Source organism: Paenibacillus sp. NPDC056579, from assembly GCF_042793215.1.
Classification (GTDB): Bacteria; Bacillota; Bacilli; order Paenibacillales; family NBRC-103111; genus Paenibacillus_S.
Genome location: NZ_JBHTVD010000001.1, coordinates 1,509,638 through 1,526,643, shown reverse-complemented (window position 1 = coordinate 1,526,643; position 17,006 = coordinate 1,509,638). Strand labels below are relative to the sequence as shown.

Annotated in this window: 15 protein-coding genes and 1 pseudogene; 14 read left to right on the top strand and 2 right to left on the bottom strand. The window is 44.3% G+C overall.

What is annotated here, in order from left to right; all coding sequences use genetic code 11:
- Positions 1-153 precede the first annotated feature (153 nt).
- The 4 genes from ACFQ88_RS06915 to ACFQ88_RS06900 all read left to right on the top strand — a co-directional run bounded on the left by ACFQ88_RS06915 (position 154) and on the right by ACFQ88_RS06900 (position 5,048).
- Positions 154-567, top strand: coding sequence for a nuclear transport factor 2 family protein (locus ACFQ88_RS06915; RefSeq protein ID WP_379453195.1), 414 nt, complete (start codon positions 154-156; stop codon positions 565-567).
- 443 nt (positions 568-1,010) lie between these two features.
- Positions 1,011-1,622, top strand: coding sequence for an oxalate:formate antiporter (locus ACFQ88_RS06910; RefSeq protein WP_379453193.1), 612 nt, complete (start codon positions 1,011-1,013; stop codon positions 1,620-1,622).
- A gap of 114 nt (positions 1,623-1,736) precedes the next feature.
- On the top strand, positions 1,737-4,271 hold the full coding sequence (locus ACFQ88_RS06905) for a right-handed parallel beta-helix repeat-containing protein (RefSeq protein ID WP_379453191.1): 2,535 nt from the start codon (positions 1,737-1,739) through the stop codon (positions 4,269-4,271).
- A 384-nt stretch (positions 4,272-4,655) separates the two neighbouring features.
- A complete protein-coding gene (locus ACFQ88_RS06900) occupies positions 4,656-5,048 on the top strand; it encodes a YmaF family protein (protein ID WP_239624870.1) in 393 nt (130 codons plus the stop codon).
- A 299-nt stretch (positions 5,049-5,347) separates the two neighbouring features.
- On the opposite strand, the gene ACFQ88_RS06895 is transcribed toward ACFQ88_RS06900, so the two are convergent.
- The gene (locus tag ACFQ88_RS06895) at positions 5,348-5,968 is read right to left on the bottom strand and encodes a cysteine hydrolase family protein (RefSeq protein WP_379453188.1); all 621 of its coding nucleotides are present in this window, start codon (positions 5,966-5,968) and stop codon (positions 5,348-5,350) included.
- 307 nt (positions 5,969-6,275) lie between these two features.
- On the opposite strand from ACFQ88_RS06895, the gene ACFQ88_RS06890 reads away from it, so the two are divergent.
- From ACFQ88_RS06890 to ACFQ88_RS06870, 5 genes are all read left to right on the top strand, one after another.
- Positions 6,276-7,214, top strand: coding sequence for a helix-turn-helix transcriptional regulator (locus ACFQ88_RS06890; RefSeq protein ID WP_379453186.1), 939 nt, complete (start codon positions 6,276-6,278; stop codon positions 7,212-7,214).
- A 110-nt stretch (positions 7,215-7,324) separates the two neighbouring features.
- A complete protein-coding gene (locus ACFQ88_RS06885) occupies positions 7,325-7,828 on the top strand; it encodes a DinB family protein (RefSeq protein WP_239624863.1) in 504 nt (167 codons plus the stop codon).
- Between the two features lie 346 nt (positions 7,829-8,174).
- Positions 8,175-8,987: a DUF5683 domain-containing protein gene (locus ACFQ88_RS06880; RefSeq protein WP_379453695.1), complete on the top strand. Its 813-nt coding sequence runs from the start codon at positions 8,175-8,177 to the stop codon at positions 8,985-8,987.
- On the top strand, positions 8,926-9,396 hold the full coding sequence (locus ACFQ88_RS06875; RefSeq protein ID WP_379453184.1) for a hypothetical protein: 471 nt from the start codon (positions 8,926-8,928) through the stop codon (positions 9,394-9,396). Before ACFQ88_RS06880 ends, ACFQ88_RS06875 begins: the two co-directional genes overlap by 62 nt.
- A 174-nt stretch (positions 9,397-9,570) precedes the next feature.
- Positions 9,571-10,140: a YdeI/OmpD-associated family protein gene (locus ACFQ88_RS06870; RefSeq protein ID WP_379453182.1), complete on the top strand. Its 570-nt coding sequence runs from the start codon at positions 9,571-9,573 to the stop codon at positions 10,138-10,140.
- A 318-nt stretch (positions 10,141-10,458) separates the two neighbouring features.
- Here ACFQ88_RS06870 and ACFQ88_RS06865 read toward each other — a convergent pair whose 3' ends face one another.
- Complete coding sequence (locus ACFQ88_RS06865; protein ID WP_379453180.1) at positions 10,459-10,953, bottom strand: MarR family winged helix-turn-helix transcriptional regulator; 495 nt, start codon at positions 10,951-10,953, stop codon at positions 10,459-10,461.
- 227 nt (positions 10,954-11,180) lie between these two features.
- Between ACFQ88_RS06865 and ACFQ88_RS06860 the strand changes: the two genes are divergently transcribed.
- The 5 genes and pseudogenes from ACFQ88_RS06860 (at position 11,181) to ACFQ88_RS06840 (ending at position 16,976) form a co-directional block, all read left to right on the top strand.
- The gene (locus ACFQ88_RS06860; protein ID WP_379453178.1) at positions 11,181-12,386 is read left to right on the top strand and encodes an FAD-dependent oxidoreductase; all 1,206 of its coding nucleotides are present in this window, start codon (positions 11,181-11,183) and stop codon (positions 12,384-12,386) included.
- 33 nt (positions 12,387-12,419) lie between these two features.
- Positions 12,420-12,503, top strand: a pseudogene (locus ACFQ88_RS06855) (multicopper oxidase domain-containing protein); the annotation flags it as partial.
- A gap of 238 nt (positions 12,504-12,741) precedes the next feature.
- Positions 12,742-13,191 carry a pentapeptide repeat-containing protein gene (locus tag ACFQ88_RS06850; RefSeq protein ID WP_379453176.1) on the top strand — a complete coding sequence of 150 codons (450 nt, stop codon included), beginning with the start codon at positions 12,742-12,744 and terminating at the stop codon, positions 13,189-13,191.
- 731 nt (positions 13,192-13,922) lie between these two features.
- Complete coding sequence (locus ACFQ88_RS06845; RefSeq protein ID WP_379453174.1) at positions 13,923-14,414, top strand: DinB family protein; 492 nt, start codon at positions 13,923-13,925, stop codon at positions 14,412-14,414.
- 927 nt (positions 14,415-15,341) lie between these two features.
- Positions 15,342-16,976 (top strand): P-loop domain-containing protein, encoded by a 1,635-nt coding sequence (locus tag ACFQ88_RS06840; protein ID WP_379453172.1) that lies wholly within the window; start codon positions 15,342-15,344, stop codon positions 16,974-16,976.
- Positions 16,977-17,006 lie beyond the last annotated feature (30 nt).

The window sequence follows — 17,006 nt, the reverse complement described above, 5'->3', positions numbered from 1 at the left end:
TAAAGGATGCTAAGCCAAACAAACAGGTTGAAAAACAATGGTTATATAATCTTCTGCATCAATTCCGTGGGGAATATAACAGCAACAAATCGAAAGTTCCTATGTTCTATAATGAAGACGGAGCGGAGTCAAAATGATTGGAGGATTATATGAATGAATAATACTTTTAGCAATAACAGCACAAAGGAAATGGAAATATTAAATCGAATGTTTTCAGCCGAAATGGAATGTATGCGTTCAGACGGAAATAACTTCAGCGGCAGTAAATATGCCTTTCACCCCGATATCGTTGTTCATGAAGCTGCATTGCTACCTTATCCGGGAGATAGGTGTGGGTATGAAGAACTCAAAAGACTCTTTAATACAATGCAAATTACCTGGAGTTCCATAAACATCGAGAACATGGTTGCTACACTAGATGGTGACACCCTTTTTATGGGGTGTACTTTAGTGGCTAAGGCAAGACAATCTGAAAAAGAAGTTCGCTTACCTTTCGCTCAAATATTAAAAATTAAGGACCATTTAGTTAAAGAAGCATTGCCATTACTTCGATACTGCTTTAATTAACGCAGCACTTGGTCATTCAGAATATAATAAATGGAGGAATTTCAAAATTGATTCCGGTGCAAGATTGGGAAGGCGCTATGAAGGAATATAGACTTCACAATTACGAGACTCACTATATATGAGATGAAACTAAATAGAATGATGTCAGATAATGAATTTTGGTATTTTATGTTCGGCATAATATACTGTTTGACTGGTGATGAGTCACTTGATATACTGATCTAATGCCCTTTTTAGGGTCACTAATTTAGGGGTGGTATAAATGCCTTTACAAATGCATGAAGATTTTATTAATCTCGCCAAAGAGAAGCTTCTTCAGGACCACCGATTTCTTGGACTTCTTGCAGGTGGTTCCATGATTACAAGTACTATGGATGAGTACAGCGATTTGGATTTAATTGTGGTATACGATGCTGGATACCAAGAAAAGATAATGAATCAACGTGTACGAAATTGCAGAAAAGCTGGGCAACTTGTTATCTGGCTTTACAGGCGAACATGTGGGAGAACCGCGTGTGGTGATTTGCTTATATGGACCACCGCCACTACATGTTGATTTAAAGTTTGTTACCGTTCAGGAACTTGAACAAAGGGTTGAGAACCCTATAATCCTTTGGGAGAGAGGAGAGGAAATCAGTGCTTTAATTCAAAGGACCTCACCAATCTATCCATACCCCAGTCCCCAATGGATCGAGGATCGATTTTGGGTATGGGTGCATTATGGTGCGACAAAACTTGGGAGGGGAGAATTGTTCGAGTTAATCGATCACATTACCTATATGCGAAACGCAGTTCTTGGACCATTGTATCTTATCAAGAACGGTGAACTTCCATCGGGAGTAAGAAGACTCGAAAAATATGTGAGCGAAGGACTTGACGAACTAAAGGATACTATTCCAAACCACAGTACAGAGAGCTGTTACCACGCTTTACAAATGACCATTCGACTCTATCAACAACTTCGTCAGCATTTAGGAAATTTCGAATATAAAAGAGAGGCGGAACAAGTTTCAGTTGCTTACCTAGAAACTGTTTACTCCTCTTTAGATAAATAAGTATAAATAGGCCAATAAACCCACCCAACGAATGAGGCTTTATAATCATTGACGAATTGTGTCAAAGAAGGGCACTATGGTAGGAAAATATAACCAAGAAAGGTAGAGTGCCCAATGCAAGCCATTCGTCATCGTCATAGCACTATGTTCATTGTCGTGCTGTTGACGCTTTTTTTCGCTGGAACCATTATGCCATCCTTCGTCAATTATGCCTATGCTGATGTTTCTTGGCCTACTTCACCGCCAGCGGCCGTATGTAGCGATACGAGATTATTAAGTGGTCCAAGCGTCGCTCCCGATGGGGCTGTGATAGTCCCGGCAGGGGATAACAGCAGCTTCGATTTCAATCGGCCAGGGGCTACGTTCTGGTTTGAGCCAGGCACACACACGCTTGCAAATGATATTTATGGTCAGATTCAAGCGAAGGCCAACACGACCTATATTGGAGCTCCAGGCGCCATTCTCGATGGACGGAATATTAATTTGTATGCATTCACGGGCGACGTGCCGAACGTAACCATCCAGCATCTCACCATCACAAACTTTGGCCGAGGCAATGATAACAATAACGAAGGCGTCGTCAACCACGATGCCGGTACCGGTTGGACCGTTCAATATAACACGATTTCCAATAATGACGGCGCAGGCGTATTTCTAGGCACTGATAATGTTGTCCGTTACAATTGCCTGAAGGATAACGGTCAGTATGGCTTTAGTATGTATAAACCTCCAATTGAAGGAGATTCGGCGATTAAAAATATCGTGCTCGACCATAACGAAATTACCGGCAATAATACGGATAACTGGGAAGCTCAGATTCCCGGATGCGGTTGTACAGGTGGCGGTAAATTTTGGGATGTGGAGGGCGCGAAGATAACCAGCAACTACATACACGATAACAAAGGAACCGGCCTGTGGGCAGATACGAATAACATCGATTTCCTGATTGAAGGGAATTGGATTGACCATAACGACGGTGAAGGCATTTGGTACGAAATTAGTTACAACGCTACGATCCGAAACAATACGATCAGCCGCAATGCATGGGCAAGCGGAAATAACAATCAAGGGTCGCCCGGTCCGGCCATTTACCTTTCCGAATCGGGCGGTGACGCACGTCTTGCTTCGACTGTAAGCGGGGCGCCAAAGATCCGAATTTACAACAATTCGTTCATCAATAATTTCTCCGGCGTATCTATCTACGAAAATGCAAACCGATTCTGTAATTCAAACGGCAATACAAGTAAGGGATACTGTACGCCATTCGTGGTCCCAACGATTATTCCCGACTCCCACAACTATGATTACCCGAATCCGATTAGTGACACGCATCCTTGCTATACCGATATTGCCGCCGAACCATACAGGACTGACTGCCGCTGGCATGCAAGCGATATTGAGGTAAACAACAACGAGTTTCATTTTGACGAGAATGTTGTGCCTTGCGCGGGTACTTACTGCGGTGTACAGGCTTTGATTGCAACTGGAGCCGATAATATACCTTGGTCGCCCTATACCGTTGCTGGTATTCAAAATGATGTGATGTTCGGGAACAATAACCGCTTTCATGATAATCAATACTTTGGTAATTGGCGCTTTGCCAAAGGATACGGAGAGGCCGTGTCTTTTAATACTTGGAGATCTGCGCCATTCAGCCAAGATATGAATAGCACATTCAACGGTGATCCTGACTTTGGCGGTACAAGCGGCGGGACGCCGCCGCCGGCAGCACCTGCTGCAAATGATCTGGACGCGGATACGGCTACTCTAGAAGGTTCTATCGGAGGATGGAAAAACTGGTATTCTGCAACAATCTCGCAGTCTACATACGAGGTGAATAGCGGAACGCACAGTCTTCGTATCGATGTTACCGACCCATGGGGCTGGGGAGTGGTTTCGAATTGGCCCGGGTTTTCTACGACAGCAGGATTGAAGAAGCTTAGCTTCTGGGGAAAGCTTGGTTCGGGGACAAGCATACAACCCAGGATGATTGTAAAATGGCTGGATAGTAACAAGAAGGTACTGCAAACGAACGAACTGAAATCACCTGCTCTGACGACCGCGTGGCAGCAATCGTCTGCATTGGTTGATGCACCTGAAGGAGCATCAACCGTGCTCGTTTCACTTATCGGTTTGGGGGATCCGGGAGATTATTTTTACCTGGACGACTTGGTAGTAGGCGATGCACCTAATGCGCTTGATGCCGACACAGCTGGTGGAGAAACCTCGGCCGGTCAGTGGCAGTCCTGGTATTCCGCTTCTGTTATTGCATCGACATACGAAGCGCATCGTGGGACCGGCAGCCTTCGAGTAGACGTAACGGATCCATGGGGTTGGGGCATAGTAGCCGCAAATTGGCCAGGGTTTACGGCAAGTTCTGGCAATAAGCGGGTGAGTTATTGGGCCAAGCAAGGTACCGGATCGATATCCGAGGTGACGCTCAGGGTTAAATGGTTTGATAGAAGCCAGACACTAATTCAAACCGATCTTATACCGCTAAGTGGGTTATCGACTAACTGGCAGCAGGCTGTTGCTAACATTGCCGCGCCGAACGGGACTGCAAGTGTTTATCTCGAGGTATATAGCCCGTCAGGAGGTCCGAGTGACAGTCTTTACCTGGATGAGATCGTTATTGCCGACGCTTACTAAGTCGGGCATAGACAAACCGGTTTGACAGAGGCGATTCTCTTTTCATTTGCCCGCAGTCAAAAATTGGATAGAAATGGTCATGACGGCAAACACATATATAGATTAAGGGCGTCCTGCAGCGGCGCCCTTTTCATTTTTCCTTTTAATTGATACATCAAGTTCAGAGCATCTGCAATCCTATCTGGACGAATCCTGCACCAATCGTCGACAATATATTACCGAAGCAAAACGGATGAATATTTGGACCTGGAGGATGTAGGCTTTGGCTTTTCTCGGGACTTTTGTCATTGGACCTTTATTGCTAGGCTCTTGCCGTTTCCAGACAAACACCGGCCTACATACACTACTCCGTATTTTAACCATCTGCTGCTGAAAGGAGTCTTTATGAAAATTCCTGTTACCGGATTTGTCTTGGATTCTGGAGACGACGATTCTCATTCGCACAGATTGTATATAACCTCCTGGAATGGAAGGGCTGTCCATGTGCATCCTTTCTCCGGAGTAACCTCCGTAGAAGATGGCCATTCCCATCGGTATGCTGCCTGGACTGCTCCCGCCCCGACAGGAGTGCCTCATGTGCATGGTTATTATGCCATGACCTCGTTAGATTCCGGTCACACCCACATCATTCAAGGAACTACGGGTCCGGCTATTGCTCTTCCCGGCGGCGGTCATTATCATGCATTTGAAGGGCATACAACGATTAACGGCCAGCACCCTCATTCGCATGCCTACCGCGGAAATACTGGTAATGAGGTTAATACCGCTTCCCGATGAGAGTTGGATCATCCAATTATTTAGAAGCGTTTACCACAGTTCGGAACACCGTTTAACACCTTTCGGCCCATGAAGATGGGGCTTAAAGGTGTTTTCTTTCTCATTGTCGGTTTTTTCTCCTGTTTTCAGTTGAGTTGAGGCCTGTTTTTCTCCTGAACACAGGTAGAATCGACTTGGCAACTGAAAAAAGAGGTTTGGGGAAAAGGAGCACGAAAGTTAAACAGAATGGAGGAGACAGGTTGGCTCTTCTTTTTCAATCACGTAATATAGAATTTCCATAAAAGAGTTACTGGATAGATTTATAATTGAGAGATCGCCTGTTGAGTTGACCATGTAGCACTGCTGAATGCTTGATAATTTGTAAAAGCTGCTTGAAAATCCATTTCGCTTGTAGTGGCGGTGGCATCATAAACAACAGCTGTTTGGAATCCATTTTCGATTAAGTCTCTCATATGTGATTCTACACAAATGTTGGATAGGACACCTGCCAAAATGATCTTTTCTTTACTATGCTGACGTAATTGGTAAACCAGATCATTGCTCTGCGGACTAGCAATCTTATGTGCGGTGGCAATGACTGTAGTATTAGCTAAAATATATGGCTTAAGTGATGGAACCCAGTCAGCTCCTATTGAAGTGTAGTCAATATGCTTTTGAAATACTCGAAGTTTTAATAACATTTCTTGTTCAGCTCCAGTAAATTTCCAACTATAATCATGCGGATAAATATAATGGGGGGATATAAAAAGTTGATATCCTTTGCTCATGGCCGTACTAATTAGAATTTCAAGGTTATGTAGTGTATTGTAACGCTCAATAATATTTTTAGTTAAATGGTAGCCTTTACCTCCAGGAGAAAGAAAATCATTTTGTGGATCCGTAATGACAATTGCTGTATTAGCAGGATCAGGTTTAAACATGTTTTTCCTCCGTAATACATAATTAGTATCTCATTCATTAGTAACAATTTTTTCAATGATACGACTATAGTTCTTTTGTGAATATATATTAATGGCTGCTTGGACATATTCTGCTGCTGTAAGCAAACGATCGCACATTACCAGGAATCGAATTATCAGATCCTCTCCGGGGACACATACAACGCGCAATCAGGGAGGTATTTTTTGTGCTGTGTACGTGCACAGTTTTATGAACGAAGGAAGGTTTATAGAACAGGAATAGTTTGGTAAAATCATGTTAAAGACTTATTACGGGAGGTCTACGTCATTGAAGTTCCAACGATTGCTGGGTATCACCATGCTGCTGCTCAGCCGTAAGAGGGTCGGCGCCCAGGAATTGGCTGACCGCTTTGAGGTCTCGCTGCGTACTATTTACAGGGATATTGAAGCGATTAATGCCGCCGGAGTACCTATTGCTTCATTTGCCGGGGTAGATGGCGGATTTGAGATTATGGATCAATTCCGCATTGAACGACAGATCGTCACCTTCGATGATCTCTCGTCTATTGTAACGGCCCTGAAAGGAATGCAGTCTACCTTGCAGGATCAGCAAATGGATGATCTATTGACCAAGATTACCGCGCTGATTACCAAAAGCGAGCAGAACCGGATTGAAGAAGCGGGTGAGCAGCTGATTATCGGCGTGAATCCTTGGATGACGAGGGTGGAAGAGTTCAAGGACAAGCTGGCAGAGCTTCGGCTCGCCGCCAAGAAGCGGAACGTCGTTTGGCTTACCTATGCCAGTTCCGAAGGGGATACCGCGGTGAGGGCCGTAGAACCTATTGGGCTTGCCTGGAAAGGAAACGCTTGGTACCTGTACGCTTATTGCAGGCTTAGACAAGATTGCCGGACGTTCAAGCTGTCCCGCATCCGTCAGCTGCGGGTTGATATGGAAGTGTTTCCCCGCCGGCCTGAGCGTCTCGAAGATCTGGATGCCAAATGGGGGCAGAGAGGTGCCGAGTCCTATATCACAATGGTGCTCCGTTTTCATCCAAGAGTCAGGGTCCGAGTGGAAGAGTACTTTGGCCCGGAGCAGGTGAAGGTGGAGGAGGACGGATCGCTGCTCGTAAGATCGGAACATCCGGCAGATGCTTGGCTTAACGGGATGATCCTTAGTTATGGACCTAATGTGCAAGTTCTGGAGCCGAAGTCCCTTGCTGAGGAAATTAGCGGACAAGCACGGCGGATTGTAGAATTGAATACATGATTTTTTAAAAAAATGCATTAATCGCTGACAATACGTTGTCAGTGGTAATGGTACATACTAAAGCTGTAGGGCAGATGTCCAGCTTGATAAATTTCAAGGAGGCTATTATTATGTACACATCGTTGCAAAGTTTTATTAAAGAGTATTCTTACGAGGCAGAGGGCACCCAGAAGCTCATGGATCTCTTGACCGATGCATCCCTGAATCAGGAAGTCCTGCCCGGATACCGGACACTCGGAAGGCTGGCTTGGCATATCGTGACCACGGTTCCAGAAATGCTTCACCGCACAGGGCTAAAATTCGATGCACCGTATGAACATACCGAACCGCCGGCATCGGCCGCCGAAATTGCCGCAACCTACCGGACGGCAGTTCAGTCCATGCTGGAGGCGATTCGCACCCAATGGACGGATGAAACCTTGCTCCAGGAGGTTGATCTATACGGAGAGCCTTGGAAAAACGGGTTTACTTTAAGCTCATTTCTGATGCATGAGGTTCACCATCGCGGTCAAATGACGGTCTTAATGCGGCAAGCCGGTTTAATGATACCGGGGATTTTTGGTCCTGCCAAAGAAGAATGGGCAGCAATGGGGATGGAAGCTCCTGTTGTATGATGATCATCAGTACGGCGGCGGCTTTGTGGTTCTTGTGAGCACTTCCTATTATAAGTAAGGTGCCTTAACAAGGGAATCGGTTGCATAAGCAACCGATTTTTTTTGCGTTCGAAGAAATCACGGCCATAATAAAGCAATTACATCAAAACCTTGTGCATAGCCATGGGTTATCGTGGAGAGGATCGAGGCCATTATGGCGGGACTTTGGTTTTTCACCTTCTATTTTAAACTCACTTTGACGAATACTTTTCTTCCAAATACTACATACTATATGTAATATTTCCAAATTATTAAGGAGTTCAACTCATTGAGCGGTGTAAATCAACCATCTCCTCCCAGAAGACAGATGCTTTTGCACAGCCAAGATGGCTTAACCTATTTGCGTTGGCAAAACCCTTGGATTATCGTATGGTGGTCCGCCTCGTTTCCCGGCTTTGGTCATTTTTTGCTGCATCAATATATTCGCGGCTTTTTACTGTCGTTATGGGAAGTCATTATTAACCGACTGACGCATATTAACGAAGCGATTGTCTATTCGTTCAGCGGCCGAATTGAAATGGCTAAGGAAGTAATTGAGCCTTTATGGTTATTCGCTTACATGCTTGTGTACATGTATGCTATTTGGGATAGCTATATTAAGAGTATCGAGGCCAATAAGCTGCATCATCTTGCGATGATGGAGAACAGCAGACTGGTTCCATATCAGATACGTTCGTTGAACATCACTTATTTATCTATCAAAAGGCCTTGGGCTGCGATGCTCTGTTCCTTCATGTTTCCAGGTTTGGGACAGCTTTATAATAATCGTATAGCTTTAGGATTTTACGGACTGTTCTGGTGGTTTGTTTATATGACGTTTTCCCGGTCTCACGCCGTTCTCCTGTCTCTTATTCAAGGTAATGCTCAAGGGAACTGGAATGTACTTGACCCTCAATGGCTGTTATTCATGCCTTCCGTTATAGGAGGAGCTATGTACGATGCTTTCATGACGGCAAGGGATAACAACGGATTGTTTCGTCTGGAGCAAAAGCAATTTTTAGGGGAACGGTACCCTCATTATAAATTATACCTTTTTCCAATGGATGGAGGGCGGCAGGATGCTAATAATCAGCAACTTCAAACATTCATTAGAGGTGGAACAGGCGCTGGCCGTTCTTGAGAAAATGGGTATCCCCCAGCACCATATTATGGTGGTCACATTAGAAAGCAAGGGTAGCAAGCCGGTCGAGAAGCTAAGACAGCCTTCGGAACAAGTAACGCTTTCCTTTGAAGTCGGGATGGCTTGCGCTACCGCTTTCTCCGTTCTCGGGATTAGCTTCGGGTACCGTTTGATCTGGGGGCCGCTTATCTGGGGGCTTATCACTGCTATTGCCGGATTCTTACTGGCATCAGCCATAACGTTATGGATTCAATTCTTAACCCAAAAGCATTTCACCTTCCGAAAATTCAAGTCCCCCGACCTAACGATAATCATCCGCTGCGGCGAAGAGCAATTCGAAGACGCGGTTCAAGTCCTTTGGCAATATAGAGCTATGTCCATCGGTCAAGTCATGGAAATATCCTCTTAGCAAATCTTCAAGTCGAAGATAAATCTGCATCTGTGAAGTAAAAGCCAAACAAGATTACATTTCAACTTTATTGAAGAAGTATGACAGACAGTTGTCCTATTTCTTTTTTTATAATTACATGGCGTCCTCTATAATTTGTTGTAAATCATGTGGAAAGGAGATTGAATAATATTTATGGAAATTGTAAATCTGCTTCCAGTAAAATCGCGAACAGAATTAAGGATTTGGCTGCAGGAGCATAGTAAAACTGAAAAAGCTTGTTGGGTAGCCGTTAGTATGACGCCAAAGCCTGATACGATTCTATATTTGGACTCAGTCGAAGAATCATTGTGTTTTGGTTGGATTGATGGAGTCAAAAAGAAAATATCGGAAACCCAACAGGCGCAGAGACTTTCTCCTAGAAACAAAAGAAGTAATTGGACTGAATTGAATAAAGAACGTGTCCGCCGCCTCGAAAAGCTGGGGTTAATGAGTGATGAAGGAAGAAAGGTACTCCCAGATATGAATATCGATTCTTTTAAAATAGATGAGGTTATTGAGCAAAGGTTAAAAGAGGAGAGGCTCATATATGAGAATTTTTTGGCCCTTCCAGCTCTCTATAAAAGAGTTCGGATCGACACGATACAAAGCAATAAACATCAGCCCGAATTATTCAAGAGTAGATTAGACAAATTTATAACAAACACCAAGGAAAATAAAATGTACGGTCAATGGCATGATGATGGACGCCTCTTGGAGTATTAATATTTCTTCAATTCGCCGCCGCGAACTTGGAGAATCCCTCTTGATCATGGAGGCGGAGCGTTATTATCCCATACTGGGAGCATTTGTCGAACGAACCGCCGCGGTCGCGGAGGCTTGTGGCTGGAACCCGGCATTACCAGCCAGGCTTCCGCAATTTAAAAGTGGCATTGATAAAATTCTCTGGAGGACACCCTAGAAGAAGGATGCCTTAAACTTGCCGTTACAGACAACGCGGTGAACCGTGTCATAACTAACTGCATAATAATTGGACGAAAAGAGCGAAGGAGTCATATTCGCCATGGTTCGACGGAACCTATCCTATTCCGTTTCTTCTCCTTTACGCCCCTGCTTCTTTAACTGCCGGGTCTGGTTAACCAGGATTTGGTTCGATCTCTCCAGATAATCGAGCAGCACCCGCAGCTCGTCCTCATCGTACCTTGAATAAAGCTCATTCATAGCCTCGGCTAATGGGGAAAAGGCATTCTTGAGATTGTGCAGATTGCCAAATAGAGGCTCTACCCATACAATGCGGAGGTCGCTAGGGTCCTTCATACGGCGAATGTAACCGGATTTCTCCAACCGATTCAGAGCACTCGTAATCGCGCCGGTCGTAAGTTCCATTAGCTCTGCAAGTTGTCCAGCCGTAGCCCTCCCCAAGCCGAGGACGATGTCCAATATTTTATGGTCCGTTATGTTCAGACCGAGATGGCCGGCTACCGTCTGATGAAACAAAATAGTTTGGGTGGAAAGCCGCTTCGATGCTTCTTGAAGCGACCTGCTGAGATCCGGCGGCATATGTCGATTGAATTCCATGGTTTACTACCATCCCTTCCAAATTTGATTATATCATAAGAATTATCAGGATTTATCTCGGACAGCTGCTGTCCGGACTTCCTCGACCAAGGTCTGGTAACGAATACGACCTCGGACTGTTTTCAGAATGACGATTGTATACTAAGATACTTTCAAAGCTTCGATGTACGATATCTTAAAAATTAAGATATATGCATCATATCCAAAATGACGGGAGAAACGAAACAATGAAAACAATGAAAAAAGCATTGATTATCGGTTGCGGAGTCGCCGGACCGGCGGCCGCCTTGTTTGTGAAAAGAGCCGGTTTCGAGCCGATCGTGTTTGAAGCTATGAGAGAACATGACGATTATGCAGGTTTGTTCCTGAATGTAGGCCGCAACGGCTTGCGTGTGCTGGAGGAGCTCGGAGTGAACGGCTCGCTTATTGCGGAGGGCTTTGAAATGCGCGTCATGAGCTTTCGAAGCGCTTCGGGCAAATGGTTGGGAAACGTCGGAACAAAAGAAGCAGAGCCTCACGGAGTAACCGTCAAAAGGAGCCTGCTTCACCGGGTGCTGCGTGAAGAAGCTCAACGGCAAGGCATCCCTATCGAGCTCGGCAAAAAGCTCGTCAAGGTTCAAATGACATCCGATCAAGTGATTGTGCATTTTCAAGACGGGACATCGGCGACCGGGGACTTCCTGATCGGCTGTGACGGTATTCACTCCAAGTCGCGCAGCATCCTTTTGCCAAATGCTGCTCAGCCGTCTTATACCGGTTTGATCAGCTTCGGAGGGTTTGCGCGCAGCAAGGAGCTGGTCCCCGAGCCAGGGGTACAGCAAATGGTGTTCGGCAAAAAAGCGTTCTTCGGATATTTGGTTAAGGAAGACGGCGAAATCTACTGGTTCGGAAATATGAATATGCCGGGCACGCCGACACGCAAAGATTTGCAATCTATACCCGCCTCGGAGTGGCGGCAAACGATAACGGAGCTGTACCGCCGCGATCCGTCCCCGATTCCGGACATCATTCGACGGACGGAAGACGAGATCGGCTTGTATCCGATCTACGATATGCTCACACAGCCTGAATGGCACAGCGGAAAGGCCGTGTGGATCGGCGACGCTATTCATGCGGTTTCCCCTAATGGCGGGCAAGGCGCATCTCTAGCGCTGGAGGACGCTTTCGTTTTGGCTAAGTGCCTAAGAGATATGGACGACTTCGATAAGGCCTTTGCCCGATTTCAGATGCTCCGGCAGGAAAGGGTGGAGCGGATAGTGCGTTATTCCAGAATGATCGGACAGCGTAAGCATGCAACGAACCCGGTTCAGGTCTTTTTCCGTGATCTGATGCTTCCGCACTTTTTGAAAACCTCGAGCAAGCAGTCGCTCTCGTGGATGTACGATTACCGCATCGACTGGAACGAGAAAATCCCGACCTTGGGGGAACGTTGAGTATGTTAGAATTTTTTTACGGTATCGAAAGCCGATAACCCAGGGATATGGATGAATCATTGCCATAATCTTGCTCATGCAGCCCTCGGCTCATCCCAGTACTACACCTTAGCATAGGTCGTATTAGACACGTAACATGAAGTTGCCCTGAGCAGGTTGAAATTATTCATCTGAATGGAGTTGTACAGAAGTACAAGGGGAGAAGGCCGACAATTAATCTACCTTGCACAACTAAAGCTCTAAACTTATTACGCTAACGGGCGGTTTGCTTAAATGGATAATAAAGGGAATCGTGCTTATATGTCGAAAATATAATCGTTAGATTAACAATGAGTGCGAAAGGGGACTTTGAAGAATGAATTTGAAGGTGGAAAAATTAGAATTAGAAATGGCTGATATTTCTGGGTCTCGGTTTGAAAAGGTTAAAGCAGAGGATTTAAACTTTAATGATGTTTGTTTAGTAAGAACGCAAATTAATAATGCAAATATGAGTGGGATGGCATTAAATGATGTGAATATGTCTGGCTTTAAAATTTCGGACGCTAATTTGAGTAATCTTGAAATTTCTGATGCTCAAATGGGTGGAGCCTATATACGTAACATTGGTATCCCTAAAGAAGGAGATCCCCACTACAATCCAAAAACCGCAGGTCAGCCTATAAGATTTGAGAATTGTGAACTCAGGAGTAGCCAGATTTCAAACTGTGACCTTAGCAATGTAGAGATATTGGATTGTGAACTAAAAGGTATGAAGATTAATGGGATACTGGTTGAAGAACTCTTAAAAAATTATAATAACAAGTAAATGTACTAAATAGTTGATTTCACTAACGGGTACAACAGTTCAACGCTTCATTTGAGGCCGCCACGGACCAATCGGCGGCCTCATTAAGCTAAAGGGCAGATTAACGTAACACTTACTTTATACATTTCGTCTACATTTTAGAATGGAGGGAGAAATGATGATGGCTGCTATTGCACGGGCCATGCAGACCTTGTGTTCGAGGTGAAAGAAAGCCTTATTCAGGTTAAAGCTGTGATTGCGTATGGAGTAGGTGCAAGGCCGATTATGCGCGATAACACCCTCAGGGATGCAAGGCGGTTCCATTTCCCAGATTGCGGCATGGAACTCACTAGCTTGCGGGAATAGCTCGTTTTGAAGTCTTTATTGACCTAACGGGTTCGGGCTGGAGCGGGAGTCGCAGTGGCTCTCCATTACGATTGAGTCCCAATGCATCGTTTCGGGAATAACGCAAAAATAATATAGTCTCTGCAATTGTTCCTTTAAGAGCATCGCCAGTTCAATATTTCAAACGGGTATAAACTCACCATTTCAAACAATCACGGAATAATGTTTGTGTCGTCCGACAAAGATTGTCGGGTGAAAAACTTCCGTTTGAAGTATATCTACTGGGGTAAACAACGAATCATCAGAACGGATGCCTAAGAAAGTTTAGTAACATAGCAATTCAAAAGAAACTCCTTTTGTAAGTTCGCTTTATAATGAGGTAAACCGACTATGGAGGGAGATTACTTATGAGTACAGTAGAGGATTTGTTGGAGGAACTACGGAGGGAAAAGCTGGCTACACGCCGTGTTCTGGATCGCATTCCAGAAGCTAGCCTGGCTTGGAAGCCGCATGCCAAATCGATGTCGCTTGGGCAGTTGGCTTTGCATACGGCCGGCTTGCCTGGAGGAGTGGCGGCTCTGCTAAATGCCCCGTCTAGTGAAGTTCCGAACGTGCCGTTCCCGGAAGCGGGATCCGTTTCGGAAATTGTTGCCGCTTTGGAGGAGCAGTGCGCAGCAGCGGAGAATATCCTTAGTTCATGGGAAGATGGCAGCCTTCGCGAGACATTTACATGGACCATGCAAGGTATGGCTTTATTTCAAACATCGCGCCTTGAGCAAGTGCGCTCGGTACTCTTCAATCACTGGTATCATCATCGTGGACAGTTGACGGTTTATCTTCGATTGCTTGATGTGCCGCTTCCGGGGATTTACGGTCCGAGTGCCGATGAGCGAAACTGAATGCAGGAATACGCAGCTCTTCCGTAAAGAGGCTGAAAGAAAAGCGGAAATGGAAAATTGAGGCCTTTCTGTTTGTGAAACGACTCCTTTTAAAGGCAAATTGAAATCTTGGCGGAACGCCACCGCATTAACTATTATCGAAGCGGAGAGGTTATTATTTCCACTGGGGACAATTCGTGACTTCCCGCTATTCACTTCGAGGATGCTTTGAGCCTCCCGTAGTTGTGCCGGTTGGGGGTTTTCATTCTATGGGGCATCTTTTACCTATTTCAGGGTTTGAGTTAAATATAATTAATCTTTCCCTATATTGTGGATGATCTTAATGTTATGATTGTGTTGCTGTAAAAATAAATCGTAACGAGGTGAGGATAATGAAATCAAAAAAATATACGTCGTATCCTCATGCTGCTTTTTAGTTAATTTTGTACGAATACATTAGGCTCTGAGGGTAGGATTCACTCTCAGGGCTTTTATATTTAGGCAGAAGGAACGTTAAGCTTTCTTGCCGGACTATGACAGCCACTTACGGAGTGGCTGTTATTTTTTTAGGACAAAAGGTTGGTCAAGGCATCATTAGTGGTTTTTTGAAATTGGTTAGGATTTAATCGTTTGTCTTACAAATTGATCCGAATTTTATTAGGGGGAAAATGTATTGACTTGAATTACTTAGGATGGAATTCATTTTTCGCGGAAAATTTCAAACAGTGCCGGCTTATGTTTGAGCAGGCTCATACCTGGAGATTAGGGGGCGATCCGTTTCGTCGTTACCTTGTTCCAAAGGATAAGGGGCCCCCTTCTTGAGATATCGTTTCAACTTCGGCATTGTTTCCCGTTATCCACCGCTTTCCAAATATGAAAGGATGATGCTTTATTAAAAGACTCGCTCAATATTTCCGCTCATTACAATCCGTACAGTCATCTTACAGTATGATTTATGAACCTGACCCAACCTATTGGAATAATGATGTTGCCTATTACATTGAACGGACACATAAACTCACACTGGATAAACCATGTATCACCATAAAAATACCTTTTGACCGTCTCGGCTTAGATGAAAATATGGATCAAGTTGTTCTCTCAGATTTTGCATTAAGAGAATGGGTTGATCATATTGAGGCATTAAATGAATTGATTTATAACCGGTCACGCTCTGATAAAGAAAATGGTGCTTTTTATTGTTTTCGTCCAACCAATGTGGTGTTGCAACGTAATGCATCCTTTGTCGAAGTCATCTCTGAAAAATGGTATCTATGCTTAATGATTACCGTTCAACTTCCATTCAGAGATAATAATAAAGCTATGCGTATGCTCTGCAAAATGCTTCCAAAAGAAGTGGAGAAGTTTATTGCCAAGTTTGATCTCATCAAATTAAATGCTGCTTATGAATTGGTGAAAATACAAAATATGATTCGCAAATGGCTGAAATCCAGCGATTATTGTGCGTTTATTGCGAATGGCAGCATTTTGCCAAGAAATAAAGACAACAGCGGGCCACTGGAGGGTGCCTTGCCTTTTACATCCCCCGAAGATGTTGAAGTTGAAATTTGTGGTTTGCGAGGAATGGGAATAAAGCATGGTGTGACGGTCATCACCGGCGGTGGTTATTCGGGTAAAAGCACAATGCTGGATGCACTAAATTCGGGGATTTACAATCACATCATAGGCGACGGACGAGAATTTGTTATTACAGATCAAAGTGCAATGGAAATATCTGCAGAGGAAGGCCGTTCCATAAAAAATATCAATATTACGCCTTTCATAAAATGGATACCCAATAGTTCGACTGAACAGTTTTCGACTGACTACGCCTCAGGTTCCACATCTCAAGCCGCAAATATTATGGAGGCAATCAACTTCGGGTGTAAGCTTCTTCTTATTGATGAAGACAGAAGTGCGACGAATTTTATGATTCAAGACATCAAAATGCGTTCATTAATCAAGCATGAACCCATTACACCTTTTACGGAACGTGTCAGGGAGCTTTATGAGGCTGTTGGCGTATCTTCCGTTCTTGTTATTGGAGGTAGCGGTGAATTTTTATCCGTTGCCGATCAAATCATCCTGATGGACAATTTTGTGCCAAAAAACGTAACCCGGGAAGCAAAAAAATTATGTGAACACGACAAACCGCGCGAACGTATCCCCCTTACAAAATGGGAGATAGAAAGAAATATAACCACCGATCACTTTTCGAGCTATCCACAGGGCAGTGGAACAGAAAAGCTGATGGTTTCAACCATGGGATACATGATGATAGGTGATGAACAAATTGATATCAGAGGGCTTTACAATATCACATCACACGCCCAGCTTGCAGCTATTGCCTTTTTAATTCGAAAAATCGCTATAAGTAATCAGGATCGCCTCATCTTTCTTCATGAAAAGATCAAAAAAGCTCTCGAAGATATGGAGAGAGAAGGAGTGGATATTGTATTTTCTTCCTTTTTTCCTGGCTTCGAAAGATGGCTTGAATTACCGAGAATTAATGAAGTATTATCTGTCATAAACCGAATGAAACATTTGAATTTTATTCAGCTTGAGCCTTCTGAACACCTCTAATTACGACATAAATATACGTTTATCCAACTA

Coding starts and splice junctions, on each gene's coding strand:
- ACFQ88_RS06915 (WP_379453195.1), top strand. CDS start 154: ATGAATAATACTTTTAGCAATAACAGCACAAAGGAAATGGAAATATTA.
- ACFQ88_RS06905 (WP_379453191.1), top strand. CDS start 1,737: ATGCAAGCCATTCGTCATCGTCATAGCACTATGTTCATTGTCGTGCTG.
- ACFQ88_RS06900 (WP_239624870.1), top strand. CDS start 4,656: ATGAAAATTCCTGTTACCGGATTTGTCTTGGATTCTGGAGACGACGAT.
- ACFQ88_RS06895 (WP_379453188.1), bottom strand. CDS start 5,968: ATGTTTAAACCTGATCCTGCTAATACAGCAATTGTCATTACGGATCCA.
- ACFQ88_RS06885 (WP_239624863.1), top strand. CDS start 7,325: ATGTACACATCGTTGCAAAGTTTTATTAAAGAGTATTCTTACGAGGCA.
- ACFQ88_RS06880 (WP_379453695.1), top strand. CDS start 8,175: ATGCTTTTGCACAGCCAAGATGGCTTAACCTATTTGCGTTGGCAAAAC.
- ACFQ88_RS06875 (WP_379453184.1), top strand. CDS start 8,926: ATGCTAATAATCAGCAACTTCAAACATTCATTAGAGGTGGAACAGGCG.
- ACFQ88_RS06870 (WP_379453182.1), top strand. CDS start 9,571: ATGGAAATTGTAAATCTGCTTCCAGTAAAATCGCGAACAGAATTAAGG.
- ACFQ88_RS06865 (WP_379453180.1), bottom strand. CDS start 10,953: ATGGAATTCAATCGACATATGCCGCCGGATCTCAGCAGGTCGCTTCAA.
- ACFQ88_RS06860 (WP_379453178.1), top strand. CDS start 11,181: ATGAAAACAATGAAAAAAGCATTGATTATCGGTTGCGGAGTCGCCGGA.
- ACFQ88_RS06850 (WP_379453176.1), top strand. CDS start 12,742: ATGAATTTGAAGGTGGAAAAATTAGAATTAGAAATGGCTGATATTTCT.
- ACFQ88_RS06845 (WP_379453174.1), top strand. CDS start 13,923: ATGAGTACAGTAGAGGATTTGTTGGAGGAACTACGGAGGGAAAAGCTG.
- ACFQ88_RS06840 (WP_379453172.1), top strand. CDS start 15,342: ATGATTTATGAACCTGACCCAACCTATTGGAATAATGATGTTGCCTAT.